This is a genomic window from Lentibacillus kimchii (assembly GCF_055381965.1).
In genome coordinates this window covers 1,134,358-1,151,793 of sequence record NZ_AP043934.1, presented here as the reverse complement: position 1 = coordinate 1,151,793, position 17,436 = coordinate 1,134,358, and the positions used below count along the sequence as shown (strand labels likewise).

General features: G+C 44.7%; 18 protein-coding genes and 1 riboswitch. Of the genes, 12 read left to right on the top strand and 6 right to left on the bottom strand.

Going from position 1 to position 17,436, the window contains the following annotated elements; genetic code table 11:
* Positions 1 to 40: 40 nt before the first annotated feature.
* Positions 41 to 1,129, bottom strand: a complete 1,089-nt coding sequence (locus ACZ444_RS06240) for a tetraprenyl-beta-curcumene synthase family protein (RefSeq protein ID WP_382357522.1) — start codon at positions 1,127 to 1,129, stop codon at positions 41 to 43.
* 82 nt (positions 1,130 to 1,211) lie between these two features.
* Here ACZ444_RS06240 and ACZ444_RS06235 point away from each other — a divergent pair, with 82 nt between their 5' ends.
* A complete protein-coding gene (locus ACZ444_RS06235) occupies positions 1,212 to 1,739 on the top strand; it encodes a gamma carbonic anhydrase (RefSeq protein WP_382357523.1) in 528 nt (175 codons plus the stop codon).
* 75 nt (positions 1,740 to 1,814) lie between these two features.
* On the opposite strand, the gene asnB is transcribed toward ACZ444_RS06235, so the two are convergent.
* On the bottom strand, positions 1,815 to 3,731 hold the full coding sequence (gene asnB, locus ACZ444_RS06230; protein ID WP_382357524.1) for an asparagine synthase (glutamine-hydrolyzing): 1,917 nt from the start codon (positions 3,729 to 3,731) through the stop codon (positions 1,815 to 1,817).
* Positions 3,732 to 3,868: 137 nt separating this feature from the next.
* Entirely contained in the window at positions 3,869 to 4,780 is a 912-nt protein-coding gene (locus ACZ444_RS06225; protein WP_382357525.1) for an urea transporter, read from the bottom strand.
* A 134-nt stretch (positions 4,781 to 4,914) separates the two neighbouring features.
* Between ACZ444_RS06225 and ACZ444_RS06220 the strand changes: the two genes are divergently transcribed.
* The 7 genes from ACZ444_RS06220 (at position 4,915) to ACZ444_RS06190 (ending at position 9,947) form a co-directional block, all read left to right on the top strand.
* The gene (locus ACZ444_RS06220; RefSeq protein ID WP_382357526.1) at positions 4,915 to 5,217 is read left to right on the top strand and encodes an urease subunit gamma; all 303 of its coding nucleotides are present in this window, start codon (positions 4,915 to 4,917) and stop codon (positions 5,215 to 5,217) included.
* 23 nt (positions 5,218 to 5,240) lie between these two features.
* Positions 5,241 to 5,570 carry an urease subunit beta gene (locus ACZ444_RS06215; protein WP_382357527.1) on the top strand — a complete coding sequence of 110 codons (330 nt, stop codon included), beginning with the start codon at positions 5,241 to 5,243 and terminating at the stop codon, positions 5,568 to 5,570.
* Positions 5,567 to 7,282 (top strand): urease subunit alpha, encoded by a 1,716-nt coding sequence (gene ureC, locus ACZ444_RS06210; RefSeq protein WP_382357528.1) that lies wholly within the window; start codon positions 5,567 to 5,569, stop codon positions 7,280 to 7,282. The genes ACZ444_RS06215 and ureC overlap by 4 nt, the downstream gene beginning before the upstream one ends.
* Positions 7,283 to 7,292: 10 nt before the next feature.
* Positions 7,293 to 7,748, top strand: a complete 456-nt coding sequence (gene ureE / locus ACZ444_RS06205) for an urease accessory protein UreE (RefSeq protein WP_382357638.1) — start codon at positions 7,293 to 7,295, stop codon at positions 7,746 to 7,748.
* The gene (locus ACZ444_RS06200) at positions 7,741 to 8,427 is read left to right on the top strand and encodes an urease accessory protein UreF (protein ID WP_382357529.1); all 687 of its coding nucleotides are present in this window, start codon (positions 7,741 to 7,743) and stop codon (positions 8,425 to 8,427) included. Before ureE ends, ACZ444_RS06200 begins: the two co-directional genes overlap by 8 nt.
* Positions 8,428 to 8,510: 83 nt before the next feature.
* A complete protein-coding gene (gene ureG / locus ACZ444_RS06195) occupies positions 8,511 to 9,122 on the top strand; it encodes an urease accessory protein UreG (protein ID WP_382357530.1) in 612 nt (203 codons plus the stop codon).
* Complete coding sequence (locus tag ACZ444_RS06190; RefSeq protein WP_382357531.1) at positions 9,123 to 9,947, top strand: urease accessory protein UreD; 825 nt, start codon at positions 9,123 to 9,125, stop codon at positions 9,945 to 9,947. It abuts the gene before it with no gap.
* Between the two features lie 141 nt (positions 9,948 to 10,088).
* Here the strand turns inward: ACZ444_RS06190 and metK are convergent, their stop codons facing one another.
* Positions 10,089 to 11,288, bottom strand: a complete 1,200-nt coding sequence (gene metK / locus ACZ444_RS06185) for a methionine adenosyltransferase (protein ID WP_382357532.1) — start codon at positions 11,286 to 11,288, stop codon at positions 10,089 to 10,091.
* Between the two features lie 119 nt (positions 11,289 to 11,407).
* Positions 11,408 to 11,514, bottom strand: a riboswitch (SAM riboswitch).
* A gap of 202 nt (positions 11,515 to 11,716) precedes the next feature.
* Here metK and pckA point away from each other — a divergent pair.
* The 4 genes from pckA to ACZ444_RS06165 all read left to right on the top strand — a co-directional run bounded on the left by pckA (position 11,717) and on the right by ACZ444_RS06165 (position 16,332).
* Positions 11,717 to 13,306 (top strand): phosphoenolpyruvate carboxykinase (ATP), encoded by a 1,590-nt coding sequence (pckA, locus tag ACZ444_RS06180; protein WP_382357533.1) that lies wholly within the window; start codon positions 11,717 to 11,719, stop codon positions 13,304 to 13,306.
* A gap of 418 nt (positions 13,307 to 13,724) precedes the next feature.
* Positions 13,725 to 14,714 carry an ABC transporter substrate-binding protein gene (locus ACZ444_RS06175; RefSeq protein WP_382357534.1) on the top strand — a complete coding sequence of 330 codons (990 nt, stop codon included), beginning with the start codon at positions 13,725 to 13,727 and terminating at the stop codon, positions 14,712 to 14,714.
* Between the two features lie 18 nt (positions 14,715 to 14,732).
* The gene (locus ACZ444_RS06170; protein ID WP_382357535.1) at positions 14,733 to 15,536 is read left to right on the top strand and encodes an ABC transporter ATP-binding protein; all 804 of its coding nucleotides are present in this window, start codon (positions 14,733 to 14,735) and stop codon (positions 15,534 to 15,536) included.
* Positions 15,526 to 16,332, top strand: coding sequence for an ABC transporter permease (locus tag ACZ444_RS06165; RefSeq protein ID WP_382357536.1), 807 nt, complete (start codon positions 15,526 to 15,528; stop codon positions 16,330 to 16,332). Before ACZ444_RS06170 ends, ACZ444_RS06165 begins: the two co-directional genes overlap by 11 nt.
* 11 nt (positions 16,333 to 16,343) lie before the next feature.
* Here ACZ444_RS06165 and ytkD read toward each other — a convergent pair whose 3' ends face one another.
* Both ytkD and ACZ444_RS06155 read right to left on the bottom strand, forming a co-directional pair.
* On the bottom strand, positions 16,344 to 16,973 hold the full coding sequence (ytkD, locus tag ACZ444_RS06160) for an RNA deprotection pyrophosphohydrolase (RefSeq protein WP_382357537.1): 630 nt from the start codon (positions 16,971 to 16,973) through the stop codon (positions 16,344 to 16,346).
* A gap of 77 nt (positions 16,974 to 17,050) precedes the next feature.
* Entirely contained in the window at positions 17,051 to 17,368 is a 318-nt protein-coding gene (locus ACZ444_RS06155) for a hydrolase (protein WP_382357538.1), read from the bottom strand.
* Positions 17,369 to 17,436: the final 68 nt, after the last annotated feature.

Below are 17,436 nucleotides of genomic sequence, written 5' to 3'. Positions count from 1 at the left end.
GGGACAAAACGAAAACGATTTAGTCACGCAAACGTTCATTCTAGTTGTTCGTACGTTTGTCCCAGCCTCGTTGTTTGAAGCGGTAGAAAAATCGCGTATTCCAATGAAAAAAACGTGCCTTATAGCCGCTCATGCGCAGCAATGCATTAGTCATTTCCGGACCGCCTTCAAGCGTTCGCACCTTAGGGTCACCCAGATAAAGCCCGATAAGCCCGTGCCGCACCAGCTCATGAAATCGGCGATCGGGCAGTGATTGCACATGACAATCAGCCTGGGTGACAAAGTACATAAGCCGTTTTTTAAGCTCTGTTCTATCAGCATAAAAACGGCAAAAATTCAAATCCCCTTCTGCCTCATCTTCCTGCTGATCAATATAATAATCCAGTAAAATATGCAATCCCTGCATAAACGGAAAATAACTTGTAATAATGGCATCCGGCAATGAACGCGTTAGCCGCTCCCCCAAAGCATAAGACACAAGGCAAAAAACTCCAAGCGTTGAACCGGCTGCTGCCGCAAATTCATACCAATACAATGATGAATGATCAGTCTTTTCCTCGAACCAGTTCACAAGCCGCGGAACACGCTCCTCTTCTTTCACATGTTTATGGACTTGCAAGTCGCTGTAAAGCTGCTCCAATTGCTGAATGTGCTCGCTGATCTCAGTATAAGCTGTTATTCGTTGCATTGTTTGCTGACACGTGCGGACGAGATCGGCCAAATAGTCGCCATCCCGCTGATCTGTACGCAACGCATAATAAAACTGAAGTGGATTTTTCTGGCTCAGGGCATCGCTCATCGCTTCATGCAGCAGACGAAAATCATTCGGGTCAAGCGATATACTCCGGTCACATAAGTTGTCCAGGTAATCACTGATTGTCTGATAAGCTACAATAAATCGAACAGCTTCCCGCCACTTACTGCCGGCAAGCAGCGCATATACCGCACCCCCCAGACAGTGAAAACGCTTGGTTTCAATACTTGCAAGCGCCTGCTTGCGCAATTCAGCATTCGGAATCGCCTCAGCCCGCGTCTTCCAAAAAGCTAATTCCCTGTGAACAGCAGGAAAAATCCTGCGGTAGACGGTCGTCATTAACGTTAAAGAGGTCTTCGGTATACCGCTTGCCAACACCTATTCCTCCGATCATTCGATATAAGTCAGAAAAATTTGCTACACTGATTATACCATCATATTTTCAAGGGGGATTCAAATGATAGACCCGTTTAAACAAACGAAACCTGATATTCATCCATCCGTTTTCATAGCCCATGATGCCGACGTTATTGGAGATGTAACGATTCTGGAAGACGCCAGCATCTGGTTCAAAACGGTTATACGCGGTGATGTCGCTCCGACAAAAATCGGGCGTCGTGTTAACATTCAGGATTTGTCACTAATCCATCAAAGTCCTGATCTCCCGGTAACTGTTGAAGACGATGTCACAGTCGGACACCAAGTCACTTTGCACGCTTGCACCATTAGAAACAATGCTTTGATTGGCATGGGGTCCCTGATTATGGATAATGCCGAAGTCGGCGAATATGCTTTCATTGGTGCTGGGAGCCTTGTACCGCCAGGCAAAAAGATACCGCCCTATTCACTCGCACTGGGACGCCCGGCCAAAGTTGTGCGCACTTTGACTGATGAAGACTATGCAGAGATGGCGCGCATTCGTAAATCCTACGTTGAAAAGAGTCAATACTATAAACACCACACGAATTTAAGCCAGTCATTTTAATCTGCATGGCTGAACTGAACATTAATATGAAAGCAGACGGCCGCCCTTTTTTCGCAGTCGTCTGCTTTCATAACTCTAGCTGGACTCTGATCTGAGGAAAACTTTGCTGTCAGATCCGGTCTGAGTCAGTGTTTCTCTGTCAAACTGATTTTCCACAAAAATTTGATGCCACAGCATAAACATGAGAACTGTCCAGATTTTCCGGCTATAGTCGCCTTTATCCTGACAATGCGCCTCAAGCAAATTGAGAACATACGATTTATCCAATAAATGATCAGTCGAACTTTCCTGAATCAGCCGTTTGGCCCAATCATACAGCTCGTTCTTCAGCCAGTGCCGGATAGGCACAGGAAACCCGAGTTTTTTCCTGTCCAGTACATGATCCGGTATTAAACCGCGTGATACGTCACGCAAAATGCTTTTAGTTGTTCCATTGCCTGTTTTTAACTTGGGCGGCAGCTGACTTGCGACCCGGAACACCTCTTTATCCAAAAATGGCACACGAAGCTCAAGAGAATGAGCCGCCAGCATCCGGTCGGCATTTAATAGAATATCTCCTGTCAGCCACGTATGGATATCAATATACTGCATTTGATTAATAAACGGATACGCGCTCACCTGATCATATAATGGGCCGGTGACTTCCCGGTAGGACAAGTCTTTCCGGAACGATTTCAGAAACGCTTGCTTCTCGTCCTCCTCAAACATTTTAGCATTGCCGATGTAACGATCCCGGAGCGGTGTGGTGCCCCGTTCAAGAAAACTCTTGCCGCGCACACCCTCTGGCATGACGGCAGCAACGCGCTTCAGCAGTTTTTTAACTGTGAACGGGATGTAGGAAAATAACTTCAAAGACTCCGGCTCGCGGTAAATATTGTAACCGCCAAACAGCTCATCTGCTCCCTCACCTGACAAAGCCACATCGACATGCTTCCTGGCTTCGCGTGCCGCAAAATATAAAGGCACACAGGCCGGATCAGCAAGCGGATCGTCCATATACCACATAATCTTCGGAAGTGCCTTTACATATTCCTCTGGGGTAATACGATAAGCTATATTATCTACCCCTAGTTTAGCCGCTGTTTCTTTAGCCACATCAATTTCAGAATAGCCTTCCCGGTCAAAGCCGACTGAAAATGTTTTAATATCCGGTTTGAACTCTTTGGCAATAGCTGCCATAATCGTCGAATCAATGCCGCCGGAGAGAAACGCTCCAATTGGAGCATCACTGTTCATACGCACTTTAACAGAATCATACAGACTATCGCGAATTCGTCTGATCCAATTCTGTTTATCTGCCAGAACTGGTGTAAATGATGCCTGCCAGTAACGATGCTGCGTCATTTTTTCACCCGGTTTTTTTATAAAGTAATGCCCGGGCGCCACTTTTTTAATATGGTCTGTCATTGTCATTGGTTCAGGTACAAACTGGAAACTTAAGTAATGCTGCAGCGCCTCCGTATCAATGGCTTCATGTTCCGCCATAAACGAAATGCATTTCTTTTCTGATGCGAAAACGGCTTCTTCATCTGTTTCTCTGTAAAATAGTGGTTTAATGCCAAATGGATCACGTGCCCCGTACAAGATCGCCTGTTCCTTATCCCAAATCAAAACGGCAAACGTCCCGCGTAAAAGCGCAAAAGCCTGTTCCTGATATTTTTTAAACAATACCGCCAGCATCTCTGCGTCAGACTCAGTGGCAATCGTATCATCTTCTGTTGTGACATTCTGCCGCAATTCCTCAGTATTATAAATGTCGCCATAAAAAACAAACCACATGGCCTCATCTTCATAGGTTAGCGGCCGGAGTTCACTCTCATAGCCACTGTTTGTGCTCCGCTTAAATCCTAATGACGCATACTTATCGTAATAATAGCCTTCGTCATCCGAATAATGGTGAATCAGCCATTGAATTTGCTCTTTAAAAACCGCTTTTTGTTCTTCATCCGGGATTTCCGGATAATTGCGTATCACGCCAGTAAAACCGCCCATTTTTGCTTCACTTCCTATCTCGATGTCTTAATGCATACTTCGTGGTACATGTCTCTTATTATACCAAAAAGCAGACCGGACATATAGTCTGATCGTGACATTTATTAACTGGAAGCATTTATCGGTGGCGGCTTTGTTCAGATCTTTACCAACACCTGTCTTGCAGCCAGCAGCGTCCATGTCGTTAGCACAAAGGGCAAGGTCAGTACAGGCAGGCCATATGGCAAAAGCAAGGAGTGCACAGCCGCCGTGACAGGCACACTCAGTATCACACCAATCAGTCCTGTCACAGGCGCAAAGTCTGTCTTAACATCAAATACGGCGGCGACCGCTATAATCGTTAAAACAGCATTATACCCGTAGATACCTGAATTTAATGACTCCATGTCAGCTCCCATGATGTAAGCTGTCAGAAAAGCTAAGACTGTACTTGCGACGGCATAAAGGCCAAACGTCCATCCTGCCCAGAAGATGCCTGCTAAAATGATAAAACCGGTCCAGAAAAAGTCCTGCAAAAAAATTTGACCGACCCCCCTCACCATTCCTTCAAACCAGTGCAAATCCCCTGTTGGCGTGATTGTCCAGCTGGCTAGACTTTCGGGAGCTAAACCATTCGACAAATCCAGAATATGGAGCTGATAAGCTGCGATAACAAACAGCCAGGTCACCAAAATAAATGGGAATGTGATGGCCGGCATTTTAAATTGGCCAAGGATATGCATAACGCTGGCATTCAGCAAACCAGCAATGGCTGCGCCAATAATCGCAAACAGCCAGGTATAAGGACCATCCAGATAAATGAAAAGAGCCAGGCCTGTCAGCACCGAATTAAATCCAAACAAGCCGCTTTGCGCACTCTCGCTGTCGCCGCCAGCGATTCCAATTAACGTACCGATACATGAAGAAACAATTGCAAGAACACCAAGCGAGAGCGAAGTGGCCATTAAACCTGCGATAATGAAGATTCCTGTAATTGAATTTTCAATTAATACAACCTGGGAAACGCCCTTTAAGATCATGTTAATCAATTGGACTGGTTTGATCGTCATTCAGATACCTCCTTGAGCGTTATAGTGTCCCCCTAAAAAGAAGATTATTTATCTATGCATAGTTTTTATATGGCAATACATGCTAGGTATAGGACAAACCGTTCTTAAGATTGGTTATTAATGGAGGGATAACGTTGCATTTACTGCCCAGAGAGCAGGAAAAACTCATGATTGTTGTTGCGGCAGATGTGGCTAAGCGGCGGAAACAGCGCGGTCTGAAGCTGAATCATCCTGAAGCCGTTGCACTTATTACAAATGAATTAATAGAAGGTGCGCGGGATGGTAAATCAGTATCCGAATTAATGGAGGACGGAACCAAGATATTATCCGAAGATGATGTCATGGAAGGTGTGCCGCATCTTATCAGCGATGTGCAGGTAGAAACGACTTTTCCAGACGGGGTCAAGCTTGTCACCGTGCACAACCCGATTAATTAAGCAAAGGAAGGTGGTCCTGCCATATGAAACCGGGCGAATATATTCTCAAAGATGAAGATGAAGACATTATTTGCAACAAAGGAAAAGAAACCAAAAAAATAAAGACCGTCAATACAGGTGATCGTCCAATCCAAGTGGGCTCGCATTTTCATTTTTATGAAGTGAACGAAGCACTGGCGTTTGATCGGGATGAATCATTTGGCTATCGCATGAATGTCCCAGCAGGTGCGCCCGTTCGGTTTGAACCAGGAGATGAGAAGGAAATCGAACTTGTAGAACTTGTCGGTGAACGACGCGTTTATGGCTTGAACGAAAAAACAGATGGCCCATTAGACAAGGAGGGTAGATCATGAGTTTAAACATGTCACGAAAACAGTATGCTGAAATGTATGGACCTACGACAGGTGATGCGATTCGCCTTGCAGACACGGATCTGCTCGTAGAAATTGAGGACGATCTGACTTCTTTCGGTGACGAAGTGGTATTTGGCGGCGGTAAAGTTGCCCGTGAAGGGATGGGAATGGATCCCTTAGAATCAAGAGATAATCCGGATGTCGCAGATCTCGTAATTACGAATGCTGTCATCGTTGACTATACCGGGATCTATAAAGCGGATATCGGCATTCGTGATGGTAATATTTCCGGAATTGGCAATGCCGGAAACCCGAAAATCATGGACAACATTGACATCATCATTGGCGCAGCAACAGAAGTTATGAGTGGTGAGGGCAAAATTTTGACAGCCGGCGGCATTGATTCCCACGTTCATCTGATTAATCCCGATCAAATCGAAACAGCCCTGACAGCAGGACTTACCACCCTTTTTGGAGGCGGAACCGGTCCAGCTGAAGGATCCAAAGCCACAACGGTTACGCCGGGGTCATGGCATATTCACCGCATGCTTGAGGCTGCCGAGGCGTTACCGATTAACATCGGGGTTTTGGGTAAGGGTCAAGCCAGTGATACCGGCCCGCTAGCTGAACAGGTCGAAGCAGGTGCTATTGGCTTAAAGGTACATGAGGACTGGGGCGCAACCTATTCGGCTATTGATCACTCACTGGAGGTTGCCGACAACTATGATGTTCAGATTGCCCTTCACACAGATACACTGAACGAAGGTGGTTTTGTGGAAAATACAGTAGATGCCTTTAAAGACCGCGTTATCCATACGTATCATACAGAAGGGGCTGGCGGCGGCCACGCACCAGACATTATTAAAACAGCCAGCTATGCCAACGTCCTCCCTTCATCAACAAACCCGACGCTTCCCTATACCGTTAACACGGTTGATGAGCACATGGATATGTTAATGGTTTGTCATAATTTAAGTCCAGATATTCCAGAGGATGTGGCATTTGCAGATTCCCGAATTCGTGAAGAAACAATTGCTGCCGAAGATATTCTCCAGGACATGGGTATTTTTAGTATGACCAGTTCCGACGCCCAAGCAATGGGACGAATTGGTGAAGTGATTCTCCGGACATGGCAAGTGGCTCATAAAATGAAACAGCAGCGGGGCAAGATGAAGGAAGATCCTGAAGTCGGCGACAATCAACGTGTGAAACGTTTTGTTTCCAAATACACCATTAACCCAGCTATAACACATGGGGTATCAGATTATATTGGATCTGTTGAGGTCGGAAAAACAGCAGACCTCGCCCTCTGGGACAGCAAATTCTTTGGTATGAAACCGGATAAAGTTATTAAGAACGGTTTTGTCGTGCAAAGTGTCATGGGTGACTCCAACGCATCAATTCCAACACCGCAGCCAATTAAGTATCGTCCCATGTTCGCTTCTTATGGCAAGGCACTTAAACAAAGTTCATTCACGTTTGTATCACAAACGGCCTATGATAACGGCATTGCAGAACAATTAGGTCTGGAAAAGATAACCAAACCAGTTCATGGTATCCGTAATCTGTCTAAAAAAGATATGAAATGGAACTCCGAAACCCCTGAACTGACAGTTGACCCGCAGGAGTATACCGTACGTGTTGATGGCGAGAAAATTACCTGCGAAGCTGCTGATGAACTGCCGATGACGCAACAATATTTCTTGTTCTGAGGTGAATCAAATGGTCATTGAAGAGGTTGTTAACCATGTTAGAGATATCGATGAACAGGCGCTGAACAATTACCAGATTGAGAAAGTTTATTTGGAGAACAGTGATTTACTCAAGCGGATTCAGCGTGTAACGACAGATCACAATAAGGAAATTGGCATTAAATTAAAAGACGGCAAGAACTTACAGGTCGGCGATGTTTTATACCAGGATGACGCTAATCTAATAATGGTTGATGTATTACCAGAAGATCTTCTGGTAATATATCCCCGCAATTTGAATGAGATGGGTGATATTGCGCATCAGCTTGGCAACCGCCATTTGCCTGCACAGTTCCGAGACGGTACCATGGTAATCCAATACGATTATCTGGTTGAGGAATTGCTGCAAAATATAGGTATTCCCTTTTCCCGCGAAACAGAAAAAGTGGAGCAAGCATTCCGTCATGTGGGGCATAGTCATGGATAATTATGTACTTGACCTCATGCAGCTGTGTGATTCTAACTTTCCGACAGGTGCCTTTAACCATTCCTTTGGTCTGGAAACCTATATTCAAGGTGATCACATCAGTAATCAACATACATTTTCGTCCTGGATTAAAGCTTACTTACAAGAGCAGCTGGTTTACACAGATGGTCTGGCCTGCGCGCTCAGTTATGAAGCACTTAAGAACAAGCGTATGGAAGATATCTGGCAGTTGGACTCATTAATAACTGTTCAGAACCTTCCAGCTGAAACACGGGATGCGAACATGAAAATGGGCGAACGTCTCTTGAAAATGACAATTCCATTATACGAATTCCAAAGCCTTATAATCTACAGCCACAAGATCGAAACAAAGCAGGCATTTGGCCATCCGGCAATCGTATTTGCGATGATTGGCTACGGTTTGAATATTCCTAAACAATCCATTGTACTGGCCTATTTGTATTCAACTGTTGCTGGACTTGTCCAAAATGCTGTGCGCGGAATCCCCATCGGTCAAACAGCAGGACAGACACTATTGCATGACTTGCAGACAGATCTGGCGTCCGCTGTCAGGCAGATTGACAGATTATCAATCGATGATTTCGGCATAACGGCTCCGGGTCTGGAACTGTCGCAAATGAACCACGAACAGCTCAACATACGTATATTTATGTCCTGAAAAGCATTGGTCAGAAACTCTGCTCTAACGTCTTCGTTTTAAAGCGGGACTCCCCAAATTACTTAAAGAAAGAAGTGATAGCAATGGATCCTATTACAATCGGTGTTGGCGGTCCTGTTGGCGCGGGAAAAACCGCTCTGATTGAAAAAATGGTGGAACAATTGCGTGATGAATACAGCATGGCCGTTGTAACCAATGATATTTATACAAAAGAAGACCAGAAGATATTGCTTAATAAAAACGTCTTGCCGCAGGATCGCATCATTGGTGTTGAAACCGGCGGCTGCCCGCATACGGCTATACGAGAAGATACATCCATGAATGACACAGCTCTGAACGATTTAAAAGAAAAACATCCCGATACAGATTTATTCTTTGTTGAAAGCGGCGGCGATAATTTAGCTGCAACGTTCAGCCCTGAACTCGTCGACTTCTCAATTTACATTATTGACGTGGCACAAGGCGAAAAGATTCCGCGTAAAGGCGGTCAGGGCATGATTAAATCCGATTTGTTCATTATCAATAAAACAGATTTAGCACCATTTGTCGAAGCTGATCTTGATGTTATGGAAGCTGACGCCCAAACGTTTCGCGGCAATAAAGCGTTTGTATTCACAAACTTAAAAGATAACACCGGCGTGGACCAAGTGGTTGACTGGATCAAACAACATGCTTTATTAGTAGGGTTGAATTAAATGGCTGCATGGACGGGTGATTTGCAGCTGAGTATGAAAAATAAGCGAGGAACGTCTGTGCCTGAGACTATTTATTTTCAGGGTGCTTTTAAATTAATGCGCCCAAAATATTACGATGATTCTGGTCAGCCCTGTTATTTTATACTCAATCCTGGTGGCGGTTATGTCGACGGTGATCGCTACCGGATGTCATTTACATTGGAAAAAAATGCCGAGCTTCTTCTGACAACACAGGCTGCAACCAAAATATACAGAACACCAAATAAGCCAGTTACACAGGAAACGACCATTGTCTTAAACGAGGGAAGTCTTTTAGAATATATCCCTGATCCAATCATTGCTTACAATAAAGCGAATTATAAGCAGACCAATATCATCCATATGAAAACTGGATCCACGCTTATTTATTCGGACATCATTACGCCTGGCTGGTCGCCAGACGGGTCACTGTTCAGCTATGAAAATATCCAGGTCAAAAATACAGTATACCTGAATGATCAGCTTGCTGTCTTTGATCATTTAAAATTAAATCCCGCAACAGATCATATTCAGGACATCGGTATGATGGAGGGATTCTCGCATTTGGGCTCCATGCTGGTGGTAAATGAGGATTTGCAGCGCGAACATATAGAAGCGTTGACAGAACAATTCAGGTCTGACGCGGCTGACTGCAAGCTGGGCTTTTCAGAACTAATGGCGCCTGGTTTTTCCGTTCGGATCTTAGCAAACCAAACCCAGGTCATCGAGCGGATTCTCTCAGAGATTCACAGCTACATCCGGGAACACCTGTTTTCAAAGAAGCGCGTATTTTTGCGAAAGTATTAAGTTATTAACTTTGACGAGAAACACGTCAAGTATATGTACTGCTCCCCAAAAATTAAAGTCTAACTTTTGGGGTGCACCTCTGCCCTTATAATACGTTTTCTCTCTGCAGGAAGAAAGCTCATAATGATGTTTATTAGAGGGCTATTTTACCGTTAGTGCCTGAAGTTTTTCCACTTTATCCGTTTTTTCCCACGGAAATAGTCTATCCGTTCGCCCGAAGTGGCCATAGGCAGCTGTATCTTTAAAAATCGGCTGACGCAGATCAAGCATACGAACAATTCCTGCTGGACGAAGATCAAATACGTGGCGTATAGCATCTGCAAGCGACTCCTCAGCCATGATACCTGTGCCAAATGTATTAACTGCTATCGATACCGGCTCACTGACACCGATCGCATAAGCCAGTTGCACCTCGCATGTTTCAGCCAAACCTGCCGCAACTATATTTTTAGCAACGTACCTCGCTGCGTAAGCGGCAGACCGGTCAACCTTTGTGCAGTCTTTCCCGCTGAAAGCACCGCCGCCATGCCGGGCATATCCGCCATACGTATCAACAATAATTTTCCGGCCTGTCATCCCTGCATCACTGCGGGGACCGCCGATCACAAACCGGCCGGTTGGATTTATAATATAATTTGTTTCGTCATCAAGCCATTTTGCCGGCACAACCGGACGAATAACTGACTCAATCAAATCCTGTTTAATTTGATCTATCGAAATATCCTGATGATGCTGGGCAGAAATGACGATCGTGTCAATTCGCACTGGCGTCCCCTGTTCATCATATTCCACCGTCACCTGCGTTTTACCGTCAGGGCGCAAGTAATTCAGAACATTATGTTTACGCACATCGGCGAGACGTTTTGCGAGTTTATGAGCCAGCGATATCGGCAAAGGCATCAGTTCGTCTGTCTCATTACAGGCAAAACCAAACATCAGACCCTGATCGCCTGCTCCGATGGATTCAATTTCGTCATCGTTCATCTCGCCTTGACGCTCCTCAAGCGCCGCATCCACCCCGCCGGCAATATCGGGGGACTGTTCATCAATTGCTGTAAGCACAGCACATGTTTCCGCATCAAAGCCATATTTAGCCCTGGTATAACCAATATCTTTAATCGTTTGCCGAACGATTGCCTGGATATCGACATATGTCGTTGTCGTGATCTCACCTGATACCAGAATCAAGCCTGTTGTCACAGTCGTCTCACAAGCAACACGGGCATTTGGATCTTTTGTTAGAATTTCATCTAATATGGCATCGGAAATCTGATCAGATATTTTGTCCGGATGGCCTTCCGTAACGGACTCCGATGTAAATAAACGCCTTTTAACAGCCATGTGGCCGTGTCCTCCTTAAGTGTTTGCTGCGGAACTCTTTTCAGCATAAATTGCAATCAAGTGACGTCTTCACAACAAAAATCCTTTCCCGCACAATGAGGAAAGGATTAGGCCTTTCACTCTTATTGTTCAAGGTTTCAGCCTTGCACCAGATTAGCACCTCGTCACAGACGTGATGGTTGCCGGGCTTCATTGGGACTGTCCCTCCACCAGCTCCGAATAAGAGAATATCCGCTCGAAACTTTATCATAACGAAATAACCCTCGGCTGTCAACTTGTCCACTGTCGACTGGTATCACACATTTATAAAAAATTCATACGATTAACCATAAAATAGTATGGACTAATGTGTTTAATGTGTTATACTAATAAGCGAATTAATATAACAGAATCATTTGGCCGAACTTAAAAAAAGGCAGGTTTTGAAAATGAAAACAAAAGAAGACACCTTACTGATGCAAGATTTGCTTGCTCACGACAATATACAGAAGAACCTGGCTGTGCCGCAGTTAGCAGAAAAAATCCTGAACCGGGGTGAAGGTGTTCTGAGCGCGACCGGGGCTGTATGTGCAACAACTGGTGCGTATACCGGCCGTTCTCCTGAAGATAAATTTATCGTCCGTGATAATATGTCTGATGAACACGTTGATTGGGGTGAAATCAACCAACCGATTGATGAAACCGTCTTTGACAATTTGCTGCAAAAAGTAACAGCTCATCTGCATAATCGAGATGCTCTTTTTCAATTCAGAGGGTTTGCTGGGGCTGATCCTAACTACCGGCTGCCAATTGACGTTATAACAGAGTATGCCTGGCACAGTCTATTTGCCCGGCAGCTGTTCATACCTCCGACAAAGGGTGAATTAGAAACACATGAATCTGATTTCACTGTTATATCCGCCCCAACATTCAAAGCTGATCCGGATACCGACGGAACCAATTCCGAGACTTTCATTTTGATTTCCTTTGAGAAGCGGATTGTGTTGATCGGCGGAACAGAATATGCTGGTGAAATTAAAAAATCGATCTTTTCTGTCATGAACTATCTCTTGCCGCAGAACAATGTCTTATCCATGCACTGTTCGGCAAACGTTGGGCAGGAAGGCGATGTTGCCCTATTTTTCGGCCTGTCCGGAACGGGGAAAACCACGCTCTCGGCAGATCCTTACCGGCGCTTAATTGGTGATGATGAACATGGCTGGAGTCCGAACGGCATTTTCAATATTGAAGGCGGCTGCTATGCCAAATGTATTAACCTGTCAGCGCAAAAAGAACCGCAAATTTACAATGCCATTCGTTTTGGCTCCGTACTGGAGAATGTTGTACTCGACCCATCATCGCGTGAACCGGACTATGATGACACGTCACTGACCGAAAATACGCGTGCAGCCTACCCACTGGAGAATATCGACAGAATCGTCACACCCAGTGTTGCAGGTCATCCGAACACGATTATTTTCCTGACAGCAGATGCATCTGGAACGCTGCCGCCGATCAGCAAACTGACAAAAGAGCAGGCCATGTACCATTTTCTAAGCGGCTATACCAGCAAACTTGCAGGAACTGAGCGGGGAATCACTCAGCCGGAAGCAACCTTTTCCGCTTGTTTTGGCTCCCCATTTTTGCCGCTGGCACCATCCAGATATGCTGAGATGCTTGGAGACAAAATCGATCAATTTAATTCAAGTGTTTTTCTCATTAATACCGGCTGGACTGGTGGCTCATATGGGACCGGTAAGCGAATCAAGCTTTCCTATACAAGAGCTATGGTCCACGCTGCACTGGAAGGTGAACTGGCAACTATCGAAACCGTTACCGATGAGATTTTCGGACTGGACATTCCGCTTCATGTTCCAGGTGTGCCTGATGACGTTCTTGTTCCTAAGAATGCATGGGCTGATAAACAAGCATACGTTAACGAAGCACAAGCACTTGCCGTAAAGTTTCACGATAACTTCAGCAAATTCACAGAGGCAAGCGATGACATCCGTAAGGCTGGACCCGTCTACAAAGGGTAACTAAATTTCTATATCCTCATCCCAAAAGGATTTATATATGATAGCCATAGCCAGTATAAACTGGCAAGGGCTGGGACATAACGAAAGCGAACAACGCAAGCGTCGAACAATGCTCCGATTCAGCGGAGGCTCACCAGCCGCCCGCGGAAAGTGACGTCTTTTTCCGGAGCGGTTCAGTCACGCAAGTGGTTCGCACTGTTGTCCCAGCCCCTTTTTGATATTGCCACCCTTCTCCCCTGTGTCCTCTAAATTCATCAGCGACAATCTGGGCATTCACACATTTTCCTCACCCGAATAAAATGACGATATATCATAAAACGCTTGGCATGTGACTGTCTGTATCATCCGCTCTGACAGATGGCTTTACAGACAGCTGCGCGGACAGCCATAACGTTTACAGGAAAGGAGCCCTTCCGGTATGAAACGTTTAGGTATAACGCTTTTAGGCTTTCTTCTGCTCATTATCACAGCAGCCTGTGGCACTAACCAGGATAAAACAACCATTCAATTAGCTGAAGTAACGCGTTCCGTCTTCTACGCCCCTCAATATGTCGCCATTGAAAAAGGTTTTTTTGCAGATGAAGGCATCGATATTGAGCTAAAGACAGCTTGGGGTGGTGATAAAACCATGACAGCCCTGCTATCCGATGGAGCAGATGTGGCTCTTGTCGGATCAGAAACGTCGATTTACGTTCATGCACAGGATTCCAATGATCAAGCCGTTAACTTTGCTCAATTGACTCAAACAGATGGAACATTTCTGGTTGCTAAAGAGCCAAAACCGGATTTCACTTGGGATGATATCAAAGGAAGCACATTTCTGGGCCAGCGTGTAGGCGGTATGCCGCAAATGGTCGGTGAATACGTCTTGAAACAGCATGATTTAGACCCACAAACCGATTTAAATTTGTTGCAGAATATTGATTTCGGCAACATACCAGGTGCGTTCTCCTCTGGTGATGCGGAATACGTCCAATTATTTGAGCCAACAGCAAGCACCTTTGAAAAAGAAAACAAAGGCCATATTATCGCCTCATTCGGTGAAGAATCCGGTAATGTCCCCTATACCTCATTTATGACCAAGGAAACGTTCCTGGATGACAATGAGCAAACCGTTAAGCAATTTACGAGAGCCGTCTATAATGCACAGGAATGGGTACAGAATCATAGTGCTGAGGAAATAGCGGATGTCATTCAGCCCTACTTTGAAGATACAGAAAAGAAAATGATCGCCTCGTCCATCGAGCGTTACAAGGACCAGGACTCTTTCGCTTCCAATCCGAAACTTGATAAAGAAGGCTGGAGCAACTTAAAGGCTATTATGGATGAAGCCGGCGAACTTCCAGAAGATGCGCGGTATGAAGATCTTGTCAATACAACGATTGCTGAGGAAGTCATTGGCAAGTAGCAAATAAGGAGGAAAACCATGTCATTTCTCACCCTTGATCAGGTGTCACATCTTTATTTTTCTAAAAAAACCTATACAAAAGCACTTGATAATATCTCATTCTCAGTAAAAAAAGGTGAATTTATTGCCCTGCTCGGCCCCAGTGGCTGTGGCAAATCAACGATCCTGTCGATTATGGCCGGTATATTCAATCACACATCCGGCAGGGTTTACGTTAATAATCAACCATTGCAGCAGGCCCAGCCGAATATTGGCTATATGCTCCAGCAGGATTATTTATTCCCATGGAAACGCATTATTGAAAACATTTTACTGGGCCCTAAACTCCATCATGACCACTCAAGTGAAACACAGAACAGAGCCGCTGAACTTCTTGGGCAGGTTGGCTTATCCGGCATAGCTGGTGACTATCCTGAATCACTTTCAGGCGGTATGCGGCAAAGGGTGGCACTTGTGCGCACCTTGATTACCAATCCCGATATTCTGCTTTTGGATGAACCTTTTTCGGCCCTCGACTATCAAACCAAATTAAGATTAGAGGATTTAGTCTGGGATTTGCTGCAGCTGTATAACAAGACGTCTCTTCTGGTAACGCATGACATCGGAGAAGCCATAGCCATGAGTGACCGGATCATCGTGATGGACAGTAATCCAGGTACGATTGCCAAAACATTTGAAGTGCCGCTTGAACTGCGTAATGAAAGACCATTCATGGCCAGACGTCATTCAAAGTATCAGCTTCTTTTTGACAAAGTATGGGACGAATTAACCAAAAATGAAAATGGATCACAACAGGGGGTAGCATCCTCATATGACACATGAAACCGATAATCAGTTATTTCAAAACTATTTGCGAAACGTGAAACGGGAAAAACGATTTATTTCCGTCTGGCAGATTATTTTGCTGATTGCACTGTTCGGCTTTTGGGAGCTAGCCAGCCAAATGCGATGGATTGATCCGCTGATATTCAGTTCACCATCTGAAGTTTTCACCGTTCTGGTGGAAAAGTTCGCGGACGGGTCAATGTTCACGCATCTTAAAATCACCTTGTTTGAGACAGTTCTGGGCTTTTTAATCGGAACAATTTCCGGCATTATGATGGCTGCGATTTTATGGTCATCCGAACGATTTTCCAATATAATGGATCCTTATCTGGTCGTTATGAACGCCATGCCTAAAGTCGCTCTCGGACCCATTCTTATCGTCGCCATTGGACCCGGATACACAGCGATCATTATGATGGGTGCTATTATTTCTGTGGTCATCACCACGTTAGTCGTCTATTCCGCTTTCAAAGAGGTTGATCCAAACTACATCAAAGTTTTAACAAGCTTCAAAGCAACACGCGGGCAGATTTTCAGAGAGGCGGTTTTTCCAGCTGCTATTCCAACAATGGTTTCAGCTCTGAAAGTTAACGTTGGTTTAGCCTGGGTGGGCGTGGTTGTCGGCGAATTCCTTGTTTCCAGCGAGGGGTTGGGCTATTTAATTGTCTATGGATTCCAGGTCTTTAACTTTTCACTTGTGATGGCCAGTTTACTTCTTATTTCAGTAGCTGCGGCGATCATGTACAAAATCATCGAACGTATTGAAGTTGTTCTAATGAAACACACACATTAAAAAGAATCGGCTTATGGCCGATTCCGCAACCCTTTTCGTTTGATGAAAGCTATTGCATGTGTTAATACATCATCCTTCATAATAAAACTGTATCGTTTATCAGATTTCACATTACGGGGGAGGTGAGCCAGCACAAACGGACCTTCTGTCTCATAATAGGTCTCTTGCTCAGCCAGCTCCCCAATATCAGCAAAGTAAATGTTTTTAACAATGGTCTCCGTTTTCCCAGCAACAATGTATTGACCGATATAACGAATAGAAGCCACTGTGCCGCCGGTTTCCTCTTTCACTTCCCGGATTGCTGCATCCCGTGCCGCTTCATCTTTCTCAACCTTGCCTCCCGGAAATTCCAGGCCGCGTTCTTTATGCCGGGTCAACAGCCATTTATGGTGATAGTGACAAATAACCCATACATGTTTCGGGCTTTGAGAAAACGGGTGATCGGCAAACGACAAGGTTACCTCATTACGATAATAATCCTTGAATGTATGCTGCATAGTTTCAACTGCTTTCATTTTTGCTGATTTCCAATAGCATATGTATTGGTTTTCATGAGCACCGCTCGCACATCGTGTTTGAATATCATACAAATGGTTAAATTTGCCTGAATAACTGCTTTTAGCTTTTGGTAATTGTATCATAAATATGGGACCGGCGAAACCATCTGGATTCTTTTATTAAAAGAGGAATAAGGCGCATTGCTTATTCCCACTTTATATCACATGCGATAATCAGATAGAATACCCATGTTCTCAATATGCTGTTTTGTTTCGTTATCACCCAGATCATAAATCATTTGAAAAGCATCTGTTATACCGGCATCATAGTCATCATTAGGTTTATCATGGTGATAAGACTTGATGGGCACATGCGAACGATAAAACGCGTTCATGTCTGCTGTATTCATGCCGTCCAGCTGCTGTCGCAATTGATTTGCTTCATCCTCTGTAGCATAAATAACATAGGTGTCATTATTAGCATAGCGAACCTGCGAAATTTCCTGACTTCCCATATTAAAGTAAAATTTCTTTTTCACAAGTCACCACCTCCTGTTATTAAGATGTGTTAATACAGGGATGATTATAAGTAACTTGTGAATATAAT

Bases quoted from the DNA above. Each gene is read 5' to 3' on its own strand.
- ACZ444_RS06200 (WP_382357529.1), top strand. From the start codon at position 7,741: ATGGATAATTATGTACTTGACCTCATGCAGCTGTGTGATTCTAACTTT.
- ACZ444_RS06175 (WP_382357534.1), top strand. From the start codon at position 13,725: ATGAAACGTTTAGGTATAACGCTTTTAGGCTTTCTTCTGCTCATTATC.
- ureE (WP_382357638.1), top strand. From the start codon at position 7,293: ATGGTCATTGAAGAGGTTGTTAACCATGTTAGAGATATCGATGAACAG.
- ACZ444_RS06215 (WP_382357527.1), top strand. From the start codon at position 5,241: ATGAAACCGGGCGAATATATTCTCAAAGATGAAGATGAAGACATTATT.
- pckA (WP_382357533.1), top strand. From the start codon at position 11,717: ATGAAAACAAAAGAAGACACCTTACTGATGCAAGATTTGCTTGCTCAC.
- ytkD (WP_382357537.1), bottom strand. From the start codon at position 16,973: ATGATACAATTACCAAAAGCTAAAAGCAGTTATTCAGGCAAATTTAAC.
- ACZ444_RS06170 (WP_382357535.1), top strand. From the start codon at position 14,733: ATGTCATTTCTCACCCTTGATCAGGTGTCACATCTTTATTTTTCTAAA.
- ACZ444_RS06165 (WP_382357536.1), top strand. From the start codon at position 15,526: ATGACACATGAAACCGATAATCAGTTATTTCAAAACTATTTGCGAAAC.
- asnB (WP_382357524.1), bottom strand. From the start codon at position 3,731: ATGGGCGGTTTTACTGGCGTGATACGCAATTATCCGGAAATCCCGGAT.
- ACZ444_RS06225 (WP_382357525.1), bottom strand. From the start codon at position 4,780: ATGACGATCAAACCAGTCCAATTGATTAACATGATCTTAAAGGGCGTT.
- ACZ444_RS06190 (WP_382357531.1), top strand. From the start codon at position 9,123: ATGGCTGCATGGACGGGTGATTTGCAGCTGAGTATGAAAAATAAGCGA.
- ureG (WP_382357530.1), top strand. From the start codon at position 8,511: ATGGATCCTATTACAATCGGTGTTGGCGGTCCTGTTGGCGCGGGAAAA.
- ACZ444_RS06235 (WP_382357523.1), top strand. From the start codon at position 1,212: ATGATAGACCCGTTTAAACAAACGAAACCTGATATTCATCCATCCGTT.
- ureC (WP_382357528.1), top strand. From the start codon at position 5,567: ATGAGTTTAAACATGTCACGAAAACAGTATGCTGAAATGTATGGACCT.
- metK (WP_382357532.1), bottom strand. From the start codon at position 11,288: ATGGCTGTTAAAAGGCGTTTATTTACATCGGAGTCCGTTACGGAAGGC.